Source organism: Micromonospora sp. NPDC003241 (genome assembly GCF_053589795.1).
The window spans coordinates 88,349-111,076 of sequence record NZ_JBSFSO010000018.1 but is presented as its reverse complement, the minus strand read 5'-3'; the positions used below and the strand labels follow the sequence as shown (position 1 = coordinate 111,076).

The following is a 22,728-nucleotide window of genomic DNA, read 5'->3' as shown; positions in this document are numbered from 1 at the left end:
AGCGTTAACATGGATCGTCAAGAGTTTCCGCGATACTCGCCTGAAATGTCCACGTAACACCGTCGTCGATGCCTCGTGGGTGCGCTCCCACCAGTCCGGCGCCCCGGAATGTCGAGGGCGGGTCGGCTCCGCCCTCGACACCCCACCCTGTTTCTGGCTAGACGAACCGCCAGAGATTGGCGTTGCCGCCGTTGTCGTCGGCGAGCACGATCTGCGCCCCCTGGGCGGACGAGGAACCGCTGACGCCGAGAACCCGTCCGCCGTTGCCGGACTGGATCCGGAAGGCGCCGCCCGAGCCGTACCGCAGTCGCCAGCGGTTGGCCGCCGTGCCGTTGTCGGCCCACTGCACCACCCGCGTGCCGGCGCCGGTGCCGCTGTTCTCCAGGCCCAGCACCTTGCCGCTGTGCGAGTTGCGGAACCGCAGGTAGCCGTTGCTGTCCACGAGCGCGGTCCAGAGGTGGTCGGCGGTGCCGGTGTCGCCCCACTGGATCACCAGGCCACCGTCGGCGGTGGACATGTTCTGCACGCCCAGCACCATGCCGCTGGCCAGGTTCTGGATCCGCCGCGCGCCGTTGGGCAGGAACCGCCACTGGTTGTCCGGCGTGCCGTTGTCCGGGTCCTGCACCACCCGCGCGCCCTGGGCGGTCGAACCGTTGAGGACGGCCAGCAGCTTGCCGGTGTGTCCGTTTCGGATCTTGTGGGACCCGTCGCCGGAGTCCACCACCGTCCACCGGTGGTCGGCCGTGCCGGTGTCGCCCCACTGCAGGACCTGGGCGTTGTCGGCGGTCGACATGTCCTGCACACCGAGCACCTTGCCGCTGTTGGCGTTGCGGAACCGCACCGTCGCGCCGTCGACCACGAGCTGCCAGTTGTGGTCGGCGGTGCCGGTGTCGCCCCACTGCAGGGCGGGAGCGCCGTCGGCGGTGGACATGTTCTCGACCCCGAGCACCAGTCCGCTGGCGGCGTTGACCAGCCGGAACGTCGCATCGCCGGTGCCGCCCGAGCCGCCGGTGCTCCAGTAGACGGTGTAGTTGTGGCCGTGCGCGTCATAGAACGGGATCAGGTTGACGGTGGACCCGTTGGCGGTCGCGGTGAAGGTGAGCGCGGTGCTGCTGGTCCGGGTCACCGAGCCGGCCACCAGGGCGGGCAGCGCCGACAGCGCGGTGTTGCCGTAGTTGCCGGAGAGCACCGCCGGGCCGTACCGCAGCGCCGAGACGGTCGGGTTGTCGTTGGTCGGCTCCAGCACCACCCGCATCGGCAGGCGTACGGTCACCGTGTCACCCGAGGTCCAGGTGCGGGTGAGGGCGGCGTACGTGCCGGGCGTGGTGGCGATGTTCTGTGCCGTGCCGTTGACGCTGACCGTGGCGCCCTGCGTCCACGCCGGGATGCGGATCCGCATCGTCCACGACCCGCCGACGCTGCCGGTCACGGTCAGCGTGGTGGTGTCGCCGGCCGGGAAGCTGGTGGACTGGGTGACCGTGATGCCGCGCTGCGACCAGGTCAACACCGACGGCATGAACAGGTTCACCGTCAGGGTGCTGCCGTTGTGGAAGTAGATCGCGTCCATCAGCGTGGTGTTGCTCTCCAGGCCGGTGCCCTGGCAGCACCAGAAGGAGTTGTAGTCGGTGCTCCAGGTGCCGCCGCCCCACGCCGGGCCGACCCCCCGACGGCCACCCGGTTGCAGCGGCGTGAAGTAGGTGACGTGACCGTGGTTGTCGCCCGGGTTCTGGGCGCCGATCAGGTGGTTGAGCAGGGCCCGCTCGTAGAAGTCGAAGTACGCGACGCGGTTCGGGTCGAGCAGCCACAGTTCCCGGGTCAGCTTGAGCATGTTGTACGTGTTGCAGTGCTCGCAGGTGTCGTTGCGCAGGTACCCGGCGATGGCGTTCGGCGCGCGGAAGTGCTCGGCCTGGCTGTTGCCGCCGATCGCGTACGTGCGCGTGTTGACGGTGAGGTTCCAGGCGTTGCTGGCGATGTCGCGGTACCGGGTGGTGCCGGTGGCCTTGAACTCGCGGGCCGCGCCGATCCACTTCGGGATCTGGGTGTTGGCGTGCAGCCCGTTGAGCTGGTCGGAGTTGGCGGCGAGGGGGTTGAACACGGCGGCGTGGTCGAAGCGCTGGGCGGCGGTCAACCAGCGCCCGTCACCGGTCTGCTGGTACAGGTCGGTCAGCACCGCGTTCATGCCACCGAACTCGGTGCCCAGCATGGCCTGCATCTGGGTGGAGCTGAGCCGTCCGGTGCGCCAGTCGACCCAGCCGGCGAGCGCCAGCAGCACGTCGCGGGCCTGGGTGTTGCCGATGTGCCGCCACACGTCGAGCAGCCCGGCCATGGTCTTGTGGATGGTGTAGTACGGCACGTTGCCGTTGCTGAGGGTGCGGTTCTCCACGGCGGTGAAGTCGGACTCGGGATAACCGCAGAGGTATCCGGTGGTGAATCCGGCCGCCGCGTTGTTGGCCTGGCACTTGGCCAGTTCGGCCACCATCAGGTTGGCCTTGTCGCGGCACGTGGTGTCGCCCAGCACGGCCCACATCTGCGCCCAGGCGGTCAGGAAGTGCCCCTGGGAGTGGGTCCGGAACGGGAAGGTGGGCGCCTCCCAGCCGCCGAGCGCCGCCGCGCCGCCGGTGGAGAGGCGGTGGTTAACGCGGAAGTTGTAGAGCAGCCGGTTCACGTCCACGAAGCGCAGGTAGTTCAGCGTCCGGTTCTGGTTGTCCAGCCAGCGACTGGCGGTCAGCCGCACCTGACCCGCGTCGAAGGCGTACGCGGAGACGCCGATGTCGGGCCGGGCCGGTGGGATCGCCGCACCGGCGGCCTGGCCGCGCAGCACGGGGCCGATCGTGCCGGCGACGGCCGCCACGCCGGCGGCCTGGAGAAGGTGGCGACGATTGAGGGACGGGTGGGGCATCACGGCCTCCGGGTGCGGGGACGGGAGCGACTCGGGCGGACGGTGGCCGGGCCGGGGCGACGGCCCGGCCACCGTCCGGACGGCATTACGAGGTGACCCGGAAGGTGGCGTCCTGACGGTCGGCGGCGCTGGAGGACGAGCTGAGCGGGTCGATGCGCAGCACGTAACCGGCGTGGCGCAGGTAGTACGTGGGGAAGTTGTACGAGCGGAACGACGACCACGCGCCGTCGGCCAGCCCGGCGGTGCGGTAGAACGTGGCGTCGGCGCGGAAGGTCGCGCTGTTGTCGTTGGGGTCGAGGCGGGCCACGTATCCGCTGTGCCGCAGGAAGCTGCCGGGCACGTTGATCGACTCGAAGGACACCCCGGCCGAGTCGGCGAGGCCGGGCACCATCCGCCACATCTGGTCGCGGTGCGGGTCGAACGGGTACGGGTCGATGCGGATCGCCCGGTTGGAGTGCCGCACGAAGTAGTCGGGCAGGTTCCAGGACTTCAACCGGACCCAGTTCGGCAGGCCCCAACGGCTGACCACGCCGTTGTACTCGGCCTCGGTGATGCCGACGATCGAGCCGTGCTTGGAGTTCAGCGGGGGTGTGTAGTCGCGCTGGTTGAGCACCGACCACGAGTTGGCGCCGATGTTGCTCGTGCCCCAGAGGTAGAAGTCGTTGTTGACCGGGCTGAACGAGTCACCCCAGAGCCACCAGCCCGACCCGTCGTTGCGCTTGAGCAGGTGGGCGCCCTCGATCGCGTTGCCCTGCCGCAGTCCGCTGGTGTAGGTGGTGAAGCTGTTCGGGGCGCCGGTGTTCGACCGGGCGCCGTACAGGTTCCCGTTGGACAGGTTCTTGTAGTACATGTACGTCACACCACCGTCGACGTGGATGTCGGCGTCGAGCACCGGGAAGCCGGGGCTGAAGTAGGTCTGCGGCGCGCTGACGGTGCGGAAGTCGCTGGTGTAGTTCACCAGGAACAGGTCCGTGGTGGTGTTGGCCGAGTAGACGATGGCGTACTGGCCGCGTCCGGCGTCCCAGAACACCGTCGGCGCCCAGGTGTGCACGTTGGCGTAGGTGTGCATCTGGATCCGTCGGTACCCGGTGAAGCTGGTCAGGTTGGTCGAGTCCCAGACGTGCAGGTACTGGCTGTTGCGGCCGAAGTTGAGCCCGAACAGGTCGGTGGCGACGACCACGAAGGTGCCGTCCTGCTTGCGGAAGATGAACGGGTCGCGCAGTCCCAGGTCACCGGCGGTCGGGGTGACGACCGGGTTGTTCTGGTTGAGCGGGGACCAGTTCAGGCCGTCCCGGCTGACCGCGAGGTGCAGGCCGTAGTTGGCCGCCGACTGGTTCGGTGACTCGGTGAAGTACGTCTTCAGGTATGCGGTGTAGGTGGCTGCCGATGCGGCCTGCGGATTGATCGCCAGGCCGGAGGCGGTGAGCCCGGCGGTGGCGATCGCGCCCAGCGTGAATGCTCGTCGAGTCAGAGCCATCGTGCTGACCTTTCTGAGGGTGGGGACGGGGATGTGACTCCGGCACGTCAAGGACTGGGAGCGGCCCTTGAGCCCAGGCGGTGGCGTGCGTTGAGACCGTGTCGCCGCGGGAGGTCGAGGCGTCGAGACCTCGGCGCGGGGGAGTGGGCGGAGCCGTGGTGGGCCCTCGTCACACGGGCGGTGCATCGTGTGCTGCCTGCGGCGATGGGCGGCCCTCGCCCGTCTCCACGGGCCTGAGGTTTCGACTGTGTTATGCGCCGATGTCGATGTTATCGCTAACAGTACGATGCGGTTAACGGGCGCGCAAGCCTCGGGTTGGCGGGCGCCGAAGCCCGGCATTCGTCCGCCGTCCGGGTCTGGTGCGGCAGCCGCGCGAGGCGACATCTTACCGGCGGCGCCGACCGGTTGCCGGGGCTGATTGCGTTCTTTGGGGCTCCGATACCGTTTTGGCGGTTTTTGTGGCATAACGACCTCGTGGTGAATTCCGCTCAATACGCTCCTGGACGACGGAACCCATGCCAGATGTGTGAGGGCACGATGAGGGACGCCGACACCATCGTCCTGCCCCGGCTCGCGTCGCCGGAGGCCGGCGACGAGGACCCCTGGGGGGAGGGCCGGGACGGCGGCCCGGTCCGGCCGGTGACCGACACCCGCTGGTGGCGGGTTGCCGCATGGCTGCTGCCGGCGCTGCTGATGGGCGCGCTCGGCACGGTGCGGGCCGGCGCACCCGGCCTGCGACTGGAAGAACTCGCGACCTGGGGCAGCGCCGCGTCGTCCTGGCGGGACACCTGGTCCCTGCTCCGCGCGGTCGACGTCACCGTGGTGCCGTACCACCTGCTGGTGCGGGGCTGGGCGGAGGTCTTCGGCACCTCCGACCTCGCGCTGCGCGGACCCTCGATCCTGGCCATGACCGGGGCGGCGGCGCTCGTCGGGGCGATGGCGGCCCGGCTGTTCACGCCGGGCACCGGCGTGCTGGCGGGCGTCGTCTTCGCCCTGCTGCCGACCTCGGCCCGGTACGCGCAGGAGGCCCAGCCGTACGCGTTGACCCTGCTCGCCGCGGTGCTCGCCTCCTGGCTGCTCCAGTCGGCCGTCGACCGGCCGAGGTTCGGACGTCTCGCGCTCTACGCCGCGTCGGTGGTGGTGCTGGGTCTGTGCAACGTGATCGCGCTCCTGCTGCTCGTCGGTCACGGCTGGACGGTGTTCGCCTTCCGGCGTGCCGTGACCGGGCGATGGCTCGTCGCGGCGGGCGTCGGCGTGCTGCCCGCCGCCGGGCTGCTGTGGCACGCGATCGTGCAGGGCGGCCGGCTGCCGAGGTTGTCGAGCCCGAGCCTGGACGCGCTTGCCGCGACCCCCAGGGAACTGTTCGGTGTCACCGCGCTGGGGGTGGTGCTGCTCGCGCTGGCGCTGTTCAGCCTGCCGATGCGCTACCCCGCCGCCATCTACACCACCTGGGCGGTGGTGCCGCCGCTCGGCTTGCTGATCGTCGCGCAGGTGGCACCGGTCTGGCTGCCGCAGTTCATGCTCTTCACGCTGCCCGCGTGGGCCACGCTCGGTGCGGCGGCCCTCGCCAGGGTGCGCCTGCGGTGGTGGTGGCGGCGATCGCCGTGATCGGCGCGCCGATCCAGGTCGCGGGGCGGGAGCCCGACGGGCACGAGCAGGCCACCCGGCAGCTCGCGGAGATCATCGACGGCCGACTGCAACCCGGCGACGGGGTGGTCTACGAGTCCGCCGATCCGGAGGGCGGGTGGGTCGGCCGGCACGTGGTGGCGCACTACCTGCCGGCCGACCGGCGGCCGCAGGACGTCCTCGCCGCCGGTCCGCGACACCTCCGCAGCCGGCTTCCGGTCGCCGAATGTGCCGACGTGGCCGGGTGCCTGACCGGTACCCGGCGACTGTGGGTGGTCCGACTCGGCGAGCGGACCGACCCGGTGCACGCCCTCGGCGGTGCCAAGGAACAACTGCTACGCACCCGGTATCAGGTGGCGCAGGTCTGGCGACCCACCGGCCTCACGTTGGCGTTGCTCGTGAGCGAACGGGACCAACTGTAACTCTTCGTGTTCTTCGTGGCCGCCTCGGTGGCCGGAGCCTTGGGAGGCAACGTGGGCGTCGTCGTCGACACACGCCTGTCTCGAACCACACCGAAAGCGAGCCCCGGAGGTGGATCCCCGGTGGACGCTCCGGACCGACCGCCACCCGCCCGACGTCCGGACCGTCGCCAGCTCAACATCCGGGCCCGGCTGGCCTACGCGAGATGCCGGGCGGTCGCCGGACCGCTGGTCGCGCCCCGGGATCCGCAGGCGGCCGTCGAGTTCCGGCACGTACTCTCGCCCGCCGCGCGGTTGATGCTGACGCTGCTGGTGCTGCTCAACAGCGCGGCCGGCCTGCTGCTCGTCGGCTGGCTGCTGCTCCCCGGACACGTGCCGGGGTCGGACGTGACCGGGCTCGGCACCTGGCAGACGACCGCTGCCCGGCTCGGCTTCTGCGTGGTGGTCGGCGTCGAGGTGATCCGCCTCGCGCAGAACATGGTCGTCTGGGTCTTCGCCTACCACGCCCGGGACCCGGTCCCGGTCGATCCGCCGGTCGGCCTGCGGGTCGCGCTGCTCACCACGATCGTGCCCAGCAAGGAGCCGCTCGACGTCGTCGAGCGGACCCTGCGTCGGATGCGGCAGATCGTGTACTGCGGACGGGTCGACGTCTGGATCCTCGACGAGGGCGACGACCCGGCGGTGAAGGAGATGGCGGCGCGACTCGGGGTACGCCACTTCAGCCGATCCGGACGGCCGGAGTACAACCAGCCCAGCGGGGAGTTCCGGGCCCGCACGAAGTCCGGCAACCACAACGCCTGGCGGGCCGAGCACGAGCACCGGTACGACGTGGTCGCCAACGTCGACCCGGACCACGTTCCGATGACGAACTTCCTGGAACGTACGCTCGGCTACTTCCGCGACCCGGACGTGGCCTTCGTGGTGACACCGCAGGTCTACGGCAACATGCACCAGAACCTGGTCGCCCACGGCGCTTCGGTGCAGCAGTACCTGTACAACGGGCTCATCGCCCGGGGCGGCAACGGGTTGGACGCGCCGCTGCTCACCGGTACCGGTCACCTGTACCGCCCGGCGGCCTGGCGCAGCGTCGGCGGCTACCAGGACTCGATCATCGAGGACCACCTGACCAGCATCCGGATCCACGCCGCGAGGAATCCGCAGACGGGGAACCAGTGGAAGGGCGTCTACACCCCGGACGTGGTCGCGATCGGGGAGGGTCCGACGTCCTGGGCCGACTACTTCAACCAGCAGAAGCGCTGGGCGGCCGGCATCTGCGAGATCCTGGTCCGTCCCGGGCTGCGCGCGCCGCGTGAACTGCGCTCCCGGCGGCGCTGGCAGTACCGGCTGCTCCAGTTCTACTACCCGAGCGTGGCGGTCAGCCTGTTGCTGGGCAACGTCGCGACGGCCATGTACCTGCTCACCGGGGTCAGCGCGGCCCGACTCGACGTCGCCGTGTGGTCGGCGCTCTGGGGCTCGACCATCGGCACCTGGTTTCTGCTCTGGCTCTGGCTGCGCCGATTCAACATCGCGCCGCACGAGCGGGAGGAGATCGGCCTGGTGGGCATGGCACTGGCGCTCTTCGCGGGTCCGATCTACGTCGCCGCCGGCTTCGGCGCGCTGCTGCGCCGAAAGCTCGGCTTCGTGGTGACCGCGAAGGGCCGGTTGCGCACCACCGAGTCGCTGGGCACCTTTCGCCTGCACCTGTGCTGGGCGGCGGCCGCCGCCGGCCTGCTCGCCGCCAGTTTCGCGCTGGACAACGACTTCACGTTGCTCCGGGTGTGGCCGATCCTGACCATCCTGACCGGTCTGGGCCCGCCGCTGATCGCACTCGGGTCGAGCCTGACGGCCCGGACCGAGCCGGCCGTACCCGCGTCCGACACCGCGCAGGCGGAGCGCGCCCGGCCGACGGCCCGGGGGAAGGCCCGGGTCGCGGTGGAACCGGGGACACCATGGTGAGGCTGACCGTGCCACGGGTGACGGTGGCGCTGCTGAGTGCGCTCCTGCTGGCCTACGCCTTCGCGATCGCGCCGATGAACGGTGCGGGGAAGCGTCCCGACCCGTCCCGGGCCCTGGTCGCCGAGGCGACCGCCGCTCCGTCGCCCGCTGTGTCGCCGCCGGCGGCGGTCTTTCCGCCGGCCGGGAAGACGTTCGTCGGTGTCGCGACCAAGGAGGGGCCGTACGACTTCACGCCGGTGGACGCCTTCACCGCGGCGGCGCGTCACCAGCCGCAGGTCATGCTCTTCGGCTCGGGTTGGGCGACCGACACCTTCGACCCGGCGCTCTTCGAGGGCATCAGCGACCGCGGCATGCTGCCGATGCTGGCGTGGGAACCGTGGGACTACCGGTTGGACGAGGAGGCCCGCGAGAAGGGGACCGAGCGCCACAAGATCGACAAGCTGCGCTCGAACCAGCCCGACTACCGGTTGTCCCACATCACCCGCGGCGACTTCGACCGGTACCTGCGGTCCTGGGCCGAGGGGATCAAGGCGCTCGGGCATCCGGTGGCGATCCGGTTCGCGCACGAGATGAACGGCAACTGGTACCCGTGGTGCGAGATGGCCAACGGCAACCAGCCGGGCGACTACGTCGAGGCCTGGCGCCACGTGCACGACCTCTTCAAGGCCGCCGGTGCCACGAACGTGATCTGGGTGTGGAGCCCGAACGCCAGGTGGAGCAGTTCGACGCCGGACCTCGCCGGCCTCTACCCGGGCGACGAGTACGTCGACTGGGTGGGGCTGTCGGGCTACTACGGGATGGGCGCCTTCTCGAAGTACCGCACCTTCGACGCGATCTTCGCCGAGACCATCAAGGAGATCCGCACCTTCACCGGCAAGCCGTTGGTCATCACCGAGACCGCTGCCTCCGACATGGTGGGACGCAAGGCCGAGTGGATCACCGAGACGTTCCGGTCGCTGCCGCGCCACGCGGACATCATCGGCCTGATCTGGTTCGAGGTGAACAAGGAACGGGACTGGCGGATCGTCAGTTCCCCGGCGGTCACCAAGGCATTCGCCGAGGGGGTGGCCGACCAACGCTACCGCTTCACCTGGTCGCCCGACCTGATCCCGCGCACCGAACTGGGGGACTAGGGCGCGGCTTGACCCTCGACCGGGTCGAGGCCGCACAGTGCCTCACCGGGACACCGGCCGGTACCGCGACCAGCGGTGCCGGCCCGGTGCGTCGGCGGTGGACGGGGAGGGCTGTGGTGGTTGCGGCGATCGGTGGCCGGTCGACGGTGCCCGGCGCGTACTGGGTGTGGCTCGGCGGGACCGCGTTGAGTCTGGTCGGCGTACAGGCCATGGCCTTCGCGATGACCTGGGTGGCGGCCGGGCACGGGGGCCGCTTCGCCGCGGTGGTGCTGACCGCGATCAACCTGCCCCGCGCGCTGTTGCTGCTGGTGGGTGGCGCGGTGGCCGACCGGGTCGGCGCCTGGCGGGTCATGGTCGCGTCGGACGCGGTGATGGTCGCGGTGACCGTGGCGCTGGCAGCCGCCGCGTGGTCCTCGACCGACCCACGGCTGCCGCTGCTGCTCGCCGCCGTGGCCATCGGGGTCGTGGACGCCTTCTATCTGCCCAGCACGGGTTCGATGCCCCGTCGTCTCGTGCCGCCGGCCGCGCTGGCACGTGCGATGTCGGCCCGCCAACTCGCCGGCCAACTCGCTCTGCTCGCCGGGCCGTCGCTGGGCGGTCTGCTGCTGGCCGGGGCCGGGTTGGCCGGCGCGGCCCTGACCAACGCCGTGACCTGCCTGGTGATGCTGTCGGTCCTGCTGGCGCTGCGGTCGCGGGCCGGTCGGTCGGCGCAGCCGCGAGCGGCGGACCGACGAGCCCGGGCGGACCCCGAACCGCCCACGGACCCGGCGCCGTCGCTGTGGCGGGCCTGTCTGGACGGGGTACGGGTCGTCTCGTCGCACGGTGCCCTGCGTCCCGCGTTGCTGCTCACCGGTGTCGCCGCCGGGTTCCTGCTGCCGGTCTCCTCGCTGCTCGTGCCGCTGCTGGCCCGGGAGCGGGTGTGGTCGCCGCAGGTCACCGGTGCCGTCGTCGCGGCGGTGGCGCTGGGCACGGCCACCGCCGCGGTGACGGTGCTGGCCCGTGGCGCACTGCCCCGCGCCGGCATGGTGGCCGCCACCGGACTGCTGGTGGCCGCCGCCGGAGTGGCCGCGCTGGCGGCGGGCGGCTCGCCGGGGTCGGCGGTGGCGGCCGGGGTGGCGGTCGGCGCGGGGTCCGGACTCTTTGCCACCCACATCGGCCCGCTGATCCTGGCCGCCGCCCCGGTCACGCACCTGGCCCGGGTGCAGTCCGTGCTGGTGCTCGTGCAGAGCCTGCCACTGCTGCTGACCACCAACCTGCTCGGCTCGCTCGCCGAGGCCGCGCGGGTCTCGGCGGTGCTGCACGGCTGCGCCGGGGTGCTGGCGGTGGCCGGGCTGGTGGCCCTGACCTCACCGGTGCTGCGCGCGTGACCGCGGGTCGGTCCCGGTGCGCTCCACATCGCCTGACTAAAGTCAGCAATCGTGGATCGAGGGCTGGTCGATGTGGTACGGCACTTCAACCGCACCGTCACCCAGAGGGTCGGTGCGCTGGACGACGACTATCTCGCCCGCCATCGGCCGTTGGGCCAGGCGCGGCTGCTCTGGGAGATCGGCCCGGCCGGAGCCGAGGTGGCCAGGCTGCGTAACCGGCTGGATCTCGACGCCGGTCACCTCAGTCGACTGCTGCGCACCCTGGAAGCGGCCGGGCTCGTCGTGGTCGGCCCCGGCGGAGGTGACCGGCGGGTCCGCTCCGCCCGCCTCACCGAGGCCGGTCACGTGGAGTGGAACCTGCTCGACCGCAGGTCCGACGAGTTGGCGTGGTCGATGCTCGCGCCGCTGACCGACGGGCAGCGGGATCGGCTCACCGCCGCCATGGCCGAGGTGGAGCGGCTCCTGATGGCGTCGCTCGTCACCATCGCACCCTGTCATCCGCGTGACCCCCGGGCCCGGGCCTGCCTGCGGGCGTACGTGCGGGAGCTGGACGAGCGGTTCGAGGCGGGCTTCGACCCGGGCGACGACGAGCCCGACCTCGTCGCGCCGGACGGGCTGTTCCTGGTCGCCACGCTCGCCACCGAACCGGTGGGCTGCGGCGGACTGCGGTTCGACCCCGGCGGGCCCGCCGAGATCAAACGCCTGTGGGTGTCCGGGTCGGTACGCGGACTCGGAGTCGGCCGGAGGCTGCTCACCGAGCTGGAACGACATGCCGTGGCGGGCGGCGCGGACGCGGTACGCCTCGACACGAACCGCAGTCTCACCGAGGCGATCCGGCTCTACCGTAGCGCCGGCTACCACGAGATCCCGCGCTACAACGTCAACCCGTACGCGCACCACTGGTTCGCCAAGTCCCTGACCGGCGGCGGACCGGGGTTGACGGCCCCGCCTCGGGAAACTGGATGATGGTTCGCGCCCGCACCGTCGAGGGGAGTCCCGTTCGTGGCCACGCACGAGGTGTTCAACCAGGTTCCGCCGTTGATCGGCCACGACGTCGCCGACGACCCGGCGTTGCTGGCCGGGCTGGCCCGCGAGGGCGCCGAGTGGGCAACGGCCGACCTGCGTGAACTCGGCCGACTGGCGGGCGGCGAGGCCGCCGCCGAACACGGCCGGCTGGCCAACGAACACCCGCCGACGCTGCGCACCCACGACCGCTACGGCCGTCGGGTCGACGAGGTGGAGTTCCACCCGTCCTGGCACGAGCTGATGCGCACCGCCGTCGGTCACGGGCTGCACGCCGCGCCCTGGGCCGACCCACGGGTCGGCGCACACGTCGCGCGGGCGGCGAAGTTCTACACCTGGCGGCCGGACGCCGGTCACGGGTGCCCGATCTCGATGACCTACGCCGTGGTGCCGGCGCTGCGACACGCGCCGGAGCTGGCCGACCGCTACGAGCCGTTGCTCACCGCACGGGTGTACGACTTCGGGCTGCGCGAGCCGCTGGGCAAGCGGGGGCTGCTGGCGGGCATGTCGATGACGGAGAAGCAGGGTGGTTCCGACGTCCGCGCGAACACCACCGCCGCGCGCCGGCAGGCCGACGGCAGCTATCGGCTGGTCGGGCACAAGTGGTTCACCTCGGCGCCGATGAGCGACCTGTTCCTCACCCTGGCCCAGGCGCCGGACGGGCTGACCTGCTTCCTGGTGCCCCGGGTGCTGCCCGACGGCGAGGGCAACCCGATGCGGCTGATGCGCCTCAAGGACAAGCTCGGCAACCGGTCCAACGCCTCCGCCGAGGTCGAGTACGACGACGCGGTCGCCTGGCGGGTCGGCGACGAGGGGCGGGGCGTCCGCACCATCATCGACATGGTCAACCTGACCCGACTGGACTGCGTGATCGGCGCGGCGGCCGGGATGCGGCAGGGCGTGATCACCGCCGCGCACCATGCCGCGCACCGGCAGGTCTTCGGCCGGTACCTGGCCGACCAGCCGCTGATGCGTAACGTCCTGGCGGACCTCGCGGTGGAGTCCGAGGCGGCGACCGTGCTGATGATGCGCCTCGCCGGGGCGACGGACCGTTCGGTGCGGGGTGACGCGGTGGAGACCGCGTTCAAGCGGATCGCCCTGGCCGTCGGCAAGTACTGGGTCTGCAAGCGGTGGCCGGGGCACGCCGCCGAGGCGCTGGAGTGCCTGGGCGGCAACGGGTACGTCGAGGAGTCCGGGATGCCCCGGCTGTTCCGCGAGTCGCCGCTGAACTCGATCTGGGAGGGGTCCGGCAACGTCGCCGCGCTGGACGTGCTGCGGGCGCTGGCCGGGCAGCCCGAGGTGCGGGCGGCGTTCGAGGCCGAGGTGGGCATGGCCGCCGGTGTGGACTCCCGACTCGACGCCGCGGTGCGCCAGCTCCAGGTCGCCCTGGACGACCCGGTGGACCTGGAGGTGCGGGCCCGTCGGGTGGTCGAGCAGTTGGCCCTGGTGTTGCAGGGCGCGCTGCTGGTGCGCCACGGTCATCCGGCCGTCGCCGACGCCTTCTGCGCCTCCCGCCTCGGTGTCGACCGGGGGCACGCGTACGGCACCCTGCCGGCCGGCGTCGACTTCGCCGCGATCATCGACCGGGCCACCCCCAAGGTGGCCTGACCGCCGACGTCGCCACCGAATCGGTCCGGCGCGTCGTTGAGTCCACGTCGGAGCGTGTGGGATTCTGATGCGTCGATGCCGGTCGCGTGAGCGCGCTGACCGTCGCCTCAGGGGCACCCGGAGCCGCCACGGCCTCCCGGGAGGCGACGGACGAGCTGTTGTCGTGGCGTCCGCCCGCGTCCGAGGCTGCCTGCCTCGGATGCCGGGCCGGGCGGGTCGCCGCCGTGAACACACGAAGGACGACCATGACCATCTCGAACAGGCACGGCGTTCGACCCCTGAACCCGCCGTTGCGACTCTCCCGGCGCGGCCGGGCGGCCCTGGCGGCGAGCCTGCTGCTCGCCACCGGCGCGTTGCTCGGTGTCGCGCCGCCCAGCGTCGGCGCGGCGACGGCACCGGTGGCGGTGACGGTGAACGCGCGGGCCGGGCTGGCCGCCGTGCCGGACACCGCCCTCGGCGTGAACCACGCCATCTGGGACTCGCAGCTGGGCACCACCGAGACGTCGGACCTGCTGCGCGCGGCCGGCGTGCAGATGATGCGGTACCCCGGCGGTTCGTACGCCGACATCTACCACTGGCGCGACCACACCGCACCGGGTGGGTACGTCGCGCCGAACACCGACTTCGACACCTTCATGGCCGGGGTACGCCGGGCCGGCGCCCAGCCGATGATCATTGCGAACTACGGCACCGGCACGCCGCAGGAGGCGGCCGAGTGGGTGCGCTACGCCAACGTGACCAAGGGGTACGGCGCCCGCTACTGGGCGGTCGGCAACGAGAACTACGGCAACGGTCACTACGGCTCTGCCTGGGAGGCCGACGAGCACCCGGACAAGAGCGCCACCTACTACGCGAACCTGGTGGTCGAGTACGCCGACGCGATGAAGGCCGTCGACCCGGACATCAAGGTCGGCGCGGTGCTGACCATGCCGGCGAACTGGCCCGACGGGCTGACCGCCGGCGCGGACCCGGGCCCCTGGAACCAGACCGTGCTGTCGATCGCCGGACCGAAGATCGACTTCGTCGACGTGCACTGGTACCCGGGCGGCAGCCCGGCCGAGTCGCTGCCCCGGACCAGCCACATCACCGACGCGGTGCACCTGCTCCGGCAGCAGATCAGCCGGTACGCCGGACCGGACGCGGACCGCATCGGCATCAGCCTCACCGAGGTGAACGTGACCGCCGAGGGGATGACCAGCCAACCGGCCGCGTTGTTCCTGGCCGACGCCTACAGCGGGCTGCTGGCCAACGGGGTCTTCACCGTGCAGTGGTGGAACGTCCGCAACGGCATCGGCAAGGTGACGACCGTGGCGGGGCAGACCGACTACGGCGACTTCGGGATGCTCTCCAGCGGCACCTGCACCTCGGACGGGTCGGTCTGCGAGCCCCCGCTGAACACGCCCTTCGCGTCGTACCACGGGCTGACCATGATGAGCCGGTTCGCGCGCACCGGCGACCAGTTCGTCCGGGCCGGCACCAGTGACCCGCTGGTCGCCGCGCACGCGGTACGCCGGGCCAACGGCGAGGTCGCGGTGCTGCTGATCAACAAGGACCCGGACAACGCGCGGGAGGTCGACATCGACTACGCCGGGTTCGCGCCGTCGACCGCCGCGCCCACGGTGCACACCCACACCAACGGCGCCACCGCCGTCGCCACCGCGCAGACCGGCAGCGCGACCAGCCGGACCCTGCCGCCGTACTCGCTGACCACGCTCGTGGTGCGTCCGGCCGCCGCGCCGGGCGGTCAGCCGGGCGCACCCGGCCGACCCACGGTCGACGACGTCACCCACCGCAGCGCGACCATCTCCTGGCCGGCGGCCACCCGGGGTGCCGCCCCGATCGCCAAGTACGAGGTGTACCGGCAGCACGGTGCGGTCAGCGAACAGCTCGGGGAGACCTCGGGCACCAGCCTCGCCGTGGACAACCTCGTCCCCGGCGCCCGGTACACGGTCAACGTGCTGACCCGCGACACCGCGGGCCGGGTCTCCTGGGCCTCCCCGCCGCTCACCTTCACCACCGGCAGCCCGGCGACCAGCACCTGCGCCGTCCGGTTCGCCAGCACCACGGACTGGGGCAACGGCTACGTGGCCGACGTCGAGGTGGCGAACACCGGGGCGGGCGCGGTCGACGGCTGGACGTTGACCTGGACCTGGCCGACGAGTTGGCAGCAGGTGAGCAGCGGCTGGAACGCCACCTGGGAACAGGTCGGCACCGCCGTGCGGGTGACCGGCACCGACGACAACCGCCGGATTCCGGCCGGGGGCACGGTCACCGCCGGGTTCGTCGGGGCGTACAGCGGCCCGAACGTGACGCCGACCGCCTTCCGGCTCAACGGCACGCTCTGCACGGTGCGGTGAACCGGGCCGGGGTCGCCGGTGGACACCGTCCACCGGCGGCCCCGGTGACTGGCGATTTTGCCGATGCGCTGCCGGCCGGACATCTCGAACACTGATCGCAGTCGATACCGCCCGGACCGAGGGAGTGCCCGACGTGCGATCATCCACCACCACCCGTTCCCGTTCCGCGACCCTGGTGGCCCGGCTGGCGACGGCCGCCGTGCTGGCCGCCACCGGTGGCCTCGTCGCCACCGCCGCGCCCGCCCAGGCCGCCAGCCCGTACGAGCGCGGCCCGGCACCGACCGACGCGATCCTGGAGGCGAGCCGAGGTCCGTTCGCCACCTCCTCCACGAGCGTCTCCTCGTTGAGCGTCAGCGGCTTCGGCGGCGGCGTCATCTACTACCCGACCAGCACCAGCGAGGGCACCTTCGGTGCGGTCGCCATCTCGCCCGGCTACACCGCCTCCTGGTCGAGCCTGAGCTGGCTCGGTCCCCGGATCGCCTCGCACGGCTTCGTGGTGATCGGCATCGACACCATCACCCGTCTGGACCAGCCGGCCAGCCGGGGGCGTCAGCTCCTGGCCGCGTTGGACTACCTCACCCAGCGCAGCTCGGTGCGCGGCCGGATCGACGCCGGCCGGCTGGCGGTGGCCGGTCACTCGATGGGCGGCGGCGGCAGCCTGGAGGCCGCCGCGAGTCGACCGTCGTTGCAGGCCGCAGTGCCGCTGGCACCCTGGAACCTGACCAAGAACTGGTCGAACCTGCGGGTGCCGACGCTGATCATCGGCGGGGAGAGCGACAGCACCGCTCCGGTCGCCACGCACTCCGAGCCGTTCTACACCAGCATCCCGGCCTCGGCGGAGAAGGCGTACCTGGAGCTGAACAACGCCGGGCACTTCTTCCCGAACACGGTGAACACGCCGACCGCCAAGCAGGCGGTGGCCTGGCTCAAGCGGTTCGTCGACGACGACACCCGGTACGAGCAGTTCCTCTGCCCGGGGCCGGGCGGCCTGGCCGTCGAGGAGTACCGCACCACCTGCCCGCACTGATCCGACGCGCGCCACCACGGATCGCAGGCCGCCGGTCCACCGACCGGCGGCCTTGCCGTGCATGAAGAGTGCAGAGAACGGCGATCGGTGGCGTGCCTGACGGCATCGCTCGGCGGCTTTCCCGGAAGCGCTGTCACGGGCTGCGAGGGCTTGACGCCATCACAGTGAAACGTCCACTCCGAGTGTAATTAGTTTGGCCCGACGCGAGGAGGTGGGTCGATGACCGACGGCCTCGCGTTGCACGACGTCGGCGTGCGGTTCGGCGGCCTCACCGCGCTCGACGACGTCTCACTGCGGGTGGCCCCGGGCGAGGTGGTCGGCGTGATCGGCCCCAACGGCGCCGGCAAGACCACGCTGTTCAACGTGGTCTGCGGCTTCGTCACCCCGCACCGGGGCACGCTCACCCTGGACGGCCGGCCGCTGCGGCCCGCACCGCACCGCCTCAACCGGCTCGGCATCGCCCGGACACTCCAGGGCACCGGGCTGTTCGCCGGGCTCACCGTGCTGGAGAACGTGATGGCCGGTGCCTCGCACCTCAGCCGGACCGGCCTGCTGCCGGCGCTGCTCGGGCTGCCCCGCAGCGACCGCGACGAGCGTCGGCTGCGCCGGCACGCGATGACCGTCCTGGACGAGCTGGACGTCGCGGCGTACGCCTCGGCGGCACCGGGCACCCTGCCCCTCGCGATCCGCCAACGCGTCGGCCTGGCCCGGGCGCTGGCCGCCCGCCCCCGGCTGCTGCTGCTCGACGAGCCCGCCGGTGGGCTCGGCGGCGAGGACGTGGCCGCCCTGGCGGACCTGGTCCGCGCGCTTCCGCACCGGGCCGCCGACCCCTGCGCCGTCCTGCTGGTGGAGCACCACATGGACCTGGTGATGGCGGTCTGCGACCGGATCGTGGTGCTCGACTTCGGTCGCGTCGTCGCGACCGGTCCACCGGAGCAGGTCCGCGAGGACCCGGCCGTGCTGGACGCCTACCTGGGCGCGGCGATGTCGCAGGACGCGACGCATCCCGGCGGGACCGCGTCGTGAGCGCGCCGCCGGCTCTGCTCAGCGTCGAGGCGCTGGCCGTCGGCTACGGCCCGGTGCCGGTGCTGCACGGCGTGGACCTGCGGGTGGCCACCGGCACCATCGCCGCCGTGCTCGGGGCCAACGGCGCCGGCAAGACCACCCTGCTGCGGGCACTCTCCGGTGTGCTGCGTCCCACCGCCGGTACGGTCCGCTTCGCCGGTGAGGACCTGCGTGGCGTCCGGGTCGAGCACCTGGTCCGGCGCGGCCTGGCGCACGTCCCGGAGGGGCGCGGCGTGATCGGCGAGTTCACGGTGGAGGAGAACCTGCGGCTGGGTGCCCTGTGGCGGTCGGACCGGGCGGACGCCGCCCGTGCCCTCGACGAGGTCTATCACCTCTTCGCACCGCTGGCCCGGCGGCGCCGCCACCTCGGCCACCAGCTCTCCGGCGGGGAACGGCAGATGCTGGCGCTCGGCCGGGCCCTGGTGGCCCGGCCCCGGCTGCTGCTGCTCGACGAACCGTCGCTCGGGCTGGCACCTCGGGTCGTGGCGCAGACCATGGCGCTGCTGCGGCGGCTCCGCGACGACACCGGGCTGACCGTGCTGCTGGTCGAGCAGAACGTCCGCAGCGCGCTCGCCGTCGCCGACCAGGGCATCGTGATGGCGCTCGGCCGGGTGGTGCTCGCCGCCCCGGCGGCGCGGCTCCGCGACGACGCCGACCTGCGCCACGCCTACCTCGGGTTCTGACGCAGAAGGAGGATCGTTGGACCGCTTCCTCTTCCTCACCCTCGACGGGCTGTCCCGAGGGGCGGTGTACGCGGCGTTCGCCCTCGCCCTGGTGCTCATCTGGCGGGCCGCCCGCATCGTCAACTTCGCCCAGGGCGCGATGGCCGTCGCCGCCGCGTACGCCGGGTACGCGGTGACCGCCGCCACCGGCTCGTACTGGGTGGGGTTCGCCGCCGCGCTGGTCGCCGGTCTGCTGCTCGGCGCACTCGTCGACGTGGCGGTGATGCGGCTGGTGGACCACCGCTCACCACTCAACCCGGTGATCGTCGCGCTCGGGCTGGTGCTGCTGATCCAGGCCGTCCTCGGCATGGTCCACGGCAACGAGTACCTGCCGGTCCAGGCCCCGTTGAGTCGTGCCGCGCTGACCGCCGGTGGGCTGGCCGTGCTGTCGCCGTACGACCTGTTCGTCCTCGCCACCGTCGGCGTGGTCGGCGCGGCCCTGGTCTGGATCTTCACCCGGACGGCGGTCGGCCTGCGGATGCGCGCGGCGGCGTTCGCGCCCGAGGTCTCCCGGCTGCTCGGGGTCGACGTGGCCGGGATGCGGACCCTCGGTTGGGCGCTGGCCTCCGGCGTCGGCGCCCTGGCCGGCATGCTGGTGGTGCCGACCGAGCTGGGCCTGCACCCGCACGCCATGGACCTGGTCTTCGTCACCGCGTTCACCGCGGCGGTGGTCGGCGGGCTGGACAGCCCGCCCGGCGCCGTCGTCGGCGGCCTCGGCGTGGGCCTGCTGCTCTCCTACGTCAGCGGGTACGCCGGTGGCGACCTCATCCCCCTCGCGGTGCTCGCCCTGCTGCTGGCGGTGCTGCTGCTGCGTCCCGGTGGCCTGTTCGCCCCGGTGCGCGCGAGGCGGGTGTGAGCGCCACCCGGGCGGCGTCGCCGCCCCGCCCCGCCGTCCACACGCGCGCCGGAGTCCGGCCGGTGCCGACTCTGCTGCGACACCTCGCCGTGGCACTCGTCGCCGCGCTGGTGGTGCTGGTCCTCAGCTACCAGCTCGACCCGTTCCGCAACTTCCAACTGGCCACCGTCGCCGCGTACGTCTGTGCTACCGCCGGGCTGACCGTCCTGACCGGACTGTGCGGGCAGCTCTCCCTCGGGCACGGGGCGCTGATGGCCACCGGCGCGTACACCGTCGCGCTGTGCCAGCGCGCCTTCGCCGACCGGGGCGTCACCTCCGGCGCGGTGCTGCCGGTGTCGTTGGGTGCGGCGGTGCTGGTCACCGTGGTCGTCGGCGCGGTCGTCGGGGTGGCCGCCGCCCGGCTGCGCGGCCCGTACCTGGCCGGGCTCACCCTGGCCGTCGCGGTCGTGGTGCCGGCGTCGGCGGTCACCTTCGACGGTCTCCTCAACGGTGAACAGGGCCTGGCGGTGCCGACCGCCCAGGCACCGGCCGCCCTGGGTGCCGCGTTCCCGTACGAGCGGTGGCAGCTGTGGTCGGCCGCCACGGCGGCCCTGCTCTGCCTGGTGCTGCTGGCGAACCTGGTCCGCAGTCGGTACGGCCGCGCCTTCCGGGCGGTACGCGACGACGAGGTGGCCGCCCGCCTCGCCGGCATCCACGTGGCCCGTACCCAGGTCGTCGCGTTCGTGGTCAGCGCCGCCGCCGCCGGTCTCGGCGGTGCCCTGCTGGCGGTGCTGGCGCAGAGCGTGTCGCCCGGCGCGTTCGGCCTGACCCTGTCGCTGTTCCTGGTGATGGCGGTGGTCATCGGCGGCCTCGGCCGGCTGGCCGGCGCGGTCTGGGGCGCCGTCGCGCTGGTCGCCCTGCCCGACCTCGCGCACTCGGTGACCGATCTGCTCACCCTCGCACCGGCGACCGCCCGACGGCTGGAGGGCAACCTGCCGTTGGCGATCTTCGGCAGCACGTTGATCGTCGTCATGATCGCCGCGCCCGGTGGCGTGCAGGGCGCCCTGTCCCGCCTGGGCCGGGCGCTGCGGATCCGACGGCCGGCACACCCCACCCACCACCTCGCACCACCGGACCGATGAAAGGTCGGTGTCCCATGCGTTCCACGACACGACGCGGTCTCGCGACCGCCACCGCGCTCGTCCTGCTCGCCGGCTCCGTGGCCTGCGGCGACGACGATTCCTCCGGTACCGTCCCCGGAGTCACCGACACGGAGATCGTCGTCGGCACCCACATGCCGCTGACCGGTCCGGCGTCGGCCGGCTACTCGAAGATCGCCCCGGCCACGAAGGCGTACTTCGACCACGTCAACGCCAACGGCGGTGTGCACGGCCGGAAGATCACCTACCGGATCGTGGACGACGGGTACAACCCGGCGAACACCCAGCAGGTGGTCCGGCAACTGGTGCTCCAGGACCGGGTCTTCGCGATCCTCAACGGTCTCGGTACGCCCACCCACACCGGCGTGCTCGACTTCCTGCACACCAACCGGGTCCCCGACCTCTTCGTCGCCTCCGGCAGCCGCAACTGGGACCAGCCCGACCGCTACCCGGGCACCTTCGGCTTCAACCCGGACTACACCGTCGAGGGCAAGATCCTCGCCCACCACGTGCAGACCACGCTGCCCGGCCGGAAGGTCTGCTTCCTCGGGCAGGACGACGACTTCGGGCGGGACGCCCTGGTCGGTGTGGAGCAGGTGCTGGGCGCCGAGGCGATCGTGGCCCGGCAGACGTACGTCACCAGCAACACCAACGTGGCGCCGCAGATCGGTGCGTTCAAGGCGGCCGGCTGCGAGGTCGTCATCCTGGCCACCGTGCCCGGCTTCACCGCGCTCTCCGTCGGCACCGCCGCCCGGCTGGGCTTCCGCCCGCAGTGGCTGGTCTCGAACGTCGGCGCCGACCAGCCGACCCTGGCCCGTCAGCTCGGCGACGCCGCCGGTCTGCTGGAGGGGATGGTCGGGCTGAACTACCTGCCGATGCCCACCGACACCGACGACCCGTGGATCCAGCTCTTCAGCCGGGTGAACGCCGAGTACAACGGCGGCGCGGAGCTCGACGGCAACGTCGTCTACGGCATGGCCGTCGGGTACCTCTTCGTGCAGGTGTTGCTGGCCGCCGGACCCGACCTCACCCGGGAGGCGCTGCTGGCCGCCGTCGCCGCAGGCGGCTATCAGGGGCCCGGTGTGGCGCCGCTGCGGTTCTCCGCGACCGACCACTCCGGGTACGGCGGCGGCCGGCTGAGCCGGGTCGACGGGGGAGTGCAGCGCTACTTCGGCCCCACGTACCAGACCGACGAGGAGGACGGGCCGGTCGAGGAGTACACCGCGCCGCCGGTGACACCCCCGGCCGACGGGGTGCCGACGACCTGACCGCCGACACTCCGACTCGCCGGACACGCAGCACGGCATATCGGGCGCAAATCCCCGCCGTCGCACGCGTCTAGACTCGGCTCGCACAACGGAACGTGACGGTGGGGGAGGCGGGCGCGGATGGGCAGGGCCGAGGCAGCGGGTCGGGCGGCGACACCGACGGCGGCCGAGGCGACAGGCCGCGTCGACGGGCGGACCGCCCGGGCCGAGCGCACCCGGGCGGCCATCGTGGAGGCGCACCTCGCCCTGATCTCCGAGGGTGACCTGCGCCCGACCGGTGAGCGCATCGCCGAGCGGGCCGGGATCTCGCTGCGGACGCTCTGGACCAACTTCAAGGACATGGAGACCCTGTTCGAGGCGAGCGGCCGGGAGCTGCTGCGCCAGCAGGACGCCGCCTGGCGGCCGATCTCGCCGACGTTGCCGCTGGCCAAGCGGGTGGACGCGTACTGCCGGCAGCGGGCGAAGCTGCTGCAACTCATCGCACCGGCGGCGCGGGCGGCACAGATGCGCGAGCCGTTCTCCGCGCAACTGCGTCGCAACCGGCTCAAGCACCTGGCCCGGGTACGCGACGAGGTCGAGGAGTTGTTCGCCGCCGAGCTGGCGCGCGCCGGTGCCGGTCGCGACCAACTGGTCCACGCGGTGGTGGCGGCGAGCACCTGGCCGGCCTGGTCGACGCTGCGCGACGGTCTCGGTCTCGGTGTGGACGCCGCCCGCGCCGTGTTGACCCGCACCGTGGAGGCCCTGTTCAGGACGGTCGCCGAAGCCTGACCCCCCTTTCCAAGCCGC

17 protein-coding genes are annotated in these 22,728 nt (G+C 72.1%); 15 read left to right on the top strand and 2 right to left on the bottom strand.

Annotation, left to right across the window (positions count from 1 at the left end; translation table 11 throughout):
• Positions 1–157 precede the first annotated feature (157 nt).
• Positions 158–2,899, bottom strand: a complete 2,742-nt coding sequence (locus ACWDVW_RS16945) for a beta-L-arabinofuranosidase domain-containing protein (protein WP_449949517.1) — start codon at positions 2,897–2,899, stop codon at positions 158–160.
• A gap of 85 nt (positions 2,900–2,984) precedes the next feature.
• Entirely contained in the window at positions 2,985–4,376 is a 1,392-nt protein-coding gene (locus ACWDVW_RS16940; protein WP_449949514.1) for a glycoside hydrolase family 43 protein, read from the bottom strand.
• A 537-nt stretch (positions 4,377–4,913) separates the two neighbouring features.
• Between ACWDVW_RS16940 and ACWDVW_RS16935 the strand changes: the two genes are divergently transcribed.
• From ACWDVW_RS16935 to ACWDVW_RS16865, 15 genes are all read left to right on the top strand, one after another.
• On the top strand, positions 4,914–5,984 hold the full coding sequence (locus tag ACWDVW_RS16935; protein WP_449949511.1) for a glycosyltransferase family 39 protein: 1,071 nt from the start codon (positions 4,914–4,916) through the stop codon (positions 5,982–5,984).
• Entirely contained in the window at positions 5,960–6,424 is a 465-nt protein-coding gene (locus tag ACWDVW_RS16930; RefSeq protein WP_449949508.1) for a hypothetical protein, read from the top strand. The genes ACWDVW_RS16935 and ACWDVW_RS16930 overlap by 25 nt, the downstream gene beginning before the upstream one ends.
• A gap of 120 nt (positions 6,425–6,544) precedes the next feature.
• Entirely contained in the window at positions 6,545–8,377 is a 1,833-nt protein-coding gene (locus ACWDVW_RS16925; RefSeq protein WP_449949505.1) for a glycosyltransferase family 2 protein, read from the top strand.
• Entirely contained in the window at positions 8,371–9,510 is a 1,140-nt protein-coding gene (locus tag ACWDVW_RS16920) for a glycoside hydrolase family 26 protein (protein WP_449949502.1), read from the top strand. The genes ACWDVW_RS16925 and ACWDVW_RS16920 overlap by 7 nt, the downstream gene beginning before the upstream one ends.
• Before the next feature lie 116 nt (positions 9,511–9,626).
• Entirely contained in the window at positions 9,627–10,877 is a 1,251-nt protein-coding gene (locus ACWDVW_RS16915) for an MFS transporter (protein WP_449949499.1), read from the top strand.
• Between the two features lie 51 nt (positions 10,878–10,928).
• Positions 10,929–11,843 carry a GNAT family N-acetyltransferase gene (locus ACWDVW_RS16910; RefSeq protein ID WP_449949497.1) on the top strand — a complete coding sequence of 305 codons (915 nt, stop codon included), beginning with the start codon at positions 10,929–10,931 and terminating at the stop codon, positions 11,841–11,843.
• Positions 11,844–11,879: 36 nt separating this feature from the next.
• Complete coding sequence (locus ACWDVW_RS16905; RefSeq protein ID WP_449949494.1) at positions 11,880–13,508, top strand: acyl-CoA dehydrogenase family protein; 1,629 nt, start codon at positions 11,880–11,882, stop codon at positions 13,506–13,508.
• A 245-nt stretch (positions 13,509–13,753) separates the two neighbouring features.
• Positions 13,754–15,865 carry a cellulose binding domain-containing protein gene (locus tag ACWDVW_RS16900; protein WP_449949491.1) on the top strand — a complete coding sequence of 704 codons (2,112 nt, stop codon included), beginning with the start codon at positions 13,754–13,756 and terminating at the stop codon, positions 15,863–15,865.
• A gap of 133 nt (positions 15,866–15,998) precedes the next feature.
• Positions 15,999–16,892 (top strand): alpha/beta hydrolase family protein, encoded by an 894-nt coding sequence (locus ACWDVW_RS16895; RefSeq protein WP_449949488.1) that lies wholly within the window; start codon positions 15,999–16,001, stop codon positions 16,890–16,892.
• Positions 16,893–17,111: 219 nt separating this feature from the next.
• Complete coding sequence (locus tag ACWDVW_RS16890; protein WP_449949485.1) at positions 17,112–17,918, top strand: ABC transporter ATP-binding protein; 807 nt, start codon at positions 17,112–17,114, stop codon at positions 17,916–17,918.
• A complete protein-coding gene (locus tag ACWDVW_RS16885; RefSeq protein WP_449949483.1) occupies positions 17,915–18,640 on the top strand; it encodes an ABC transporter ATP-binding protein in 726 nt (241 codons plus the stop codon). The genes ACWDVW_RS16890 and ACWDVW_RS16885 overlap by 4 nt, the downstream gene beginning before the upstream one ends.
• A gap of 16 nt (positions 18,641–18,656) precedes the next feature.
• Positions 18,657–19,535: a branched-chain amino acid ABC transporter permease gene (locus ACWDVW_RS16880; protein ID WP_449949480.1), complete on the top strand. Its 879-nt coding sequence runs from the start codon at positions 18,657–18,659 to the stop codon at positions 19,533–19,535.
• Entirely contained in the window at positions 19,532–20,656 is a 1,125-nt protein-coding gene (locus tag ACWDVW_RS16875) for a branched-chain amino acid ABC transporter permease (protein WP_449949477.1), read from the top strand. The genes ACWDVW_RS16880 and ACWDVW_RS16875 overlap by 4 nt, the downstream gene beginning before the upstream one ends.
• A 14-nt stretch (positions 20,657–20,670) precedes the next feature.
• Positions 20,671–21,942, top strand: coding sequence for an ABC transporter substrate-binding protein (locus tag ACWDVW_RS16870; protein ID WP_449949474.1), 1,272 nt, complete (start codon positions 20,671–20,673; stop codon positions 21,940–21,942).
• A 120-nt stretch (positions 21,943–22,062) separates the two neighbouring features.
• A complete protein-coding gene (locus ACWDVW_RS16865) occupies positions 22,063–22,710 on the top strand; it encodes a TetR/AcrR family transcriptional regulator (protein WP_396745521.1) in 648 nt (215 codons plus the stop codon).
• Positions 22,711–22,728: the final 18 nt, after the last annotated feature.

Bases quoted from the DNA above. Each gene is read 5' to 3' on its own strand.
- ACWDVW_RS16890 (WP_449949485.1), top strand. From the start codon at position 17,112: ATGACCGACGGCCTCGCGTTGCACGACGTCGGCGTGCGGTTCGGCGGC.
- ACWDVW_RS16870 (WP_449949474.1), top strand. From the start codon at position 20,671: ATGCGTTCCACGACACGACGCGGTCTCGCGACCGCCACCGCGCTCGTC.
- ACWDVW_RS16935 (WP_449949511.1), top strand. From the start codon at position 4,914: ATGAGGGACGCCGACACCATCGTCCTGCCCCGGCTCGCGTCGCCGGAG.
- ACWDVW_RS16865 (WP_396745521.1), top strand. From the start codon at position 22,063: ATGGGCAGGGCCGAGGCAGCGGGTCGGGCGGCGACACCGACGGCGGCC.
- ACWDVW_RS16940 (WP_449949514.1), bottom strand. From the start codon at position 4,376: ATGGCTCTGACTCGACGAGCATTCACGCTGGGCGCGATCGCCACCGCC.
- ACWDVW_RS16945 (WP_449949517.1), bottom strand. From the start codon at position 2,899: ATGCCCCACCCGTCCCTCAATCGTCGCCACCTTCTCCAGGCCGCCGGC.
- ACWDVW_RS16900 (WP_449949491.1), top strand. From the start codon at position 13,754: ATGACCATCTCGAACAGGCACGGCGTTCGACCCCTGAACCCGCCGTTG.
- ACWDVW_RS16920 (WP_449949502.1), top strand. From the start codon at position 8,371: ATGGTGAGGCTGACCGTGCCACGGGTGACGGTGGCGCTGCTGAGTGCG.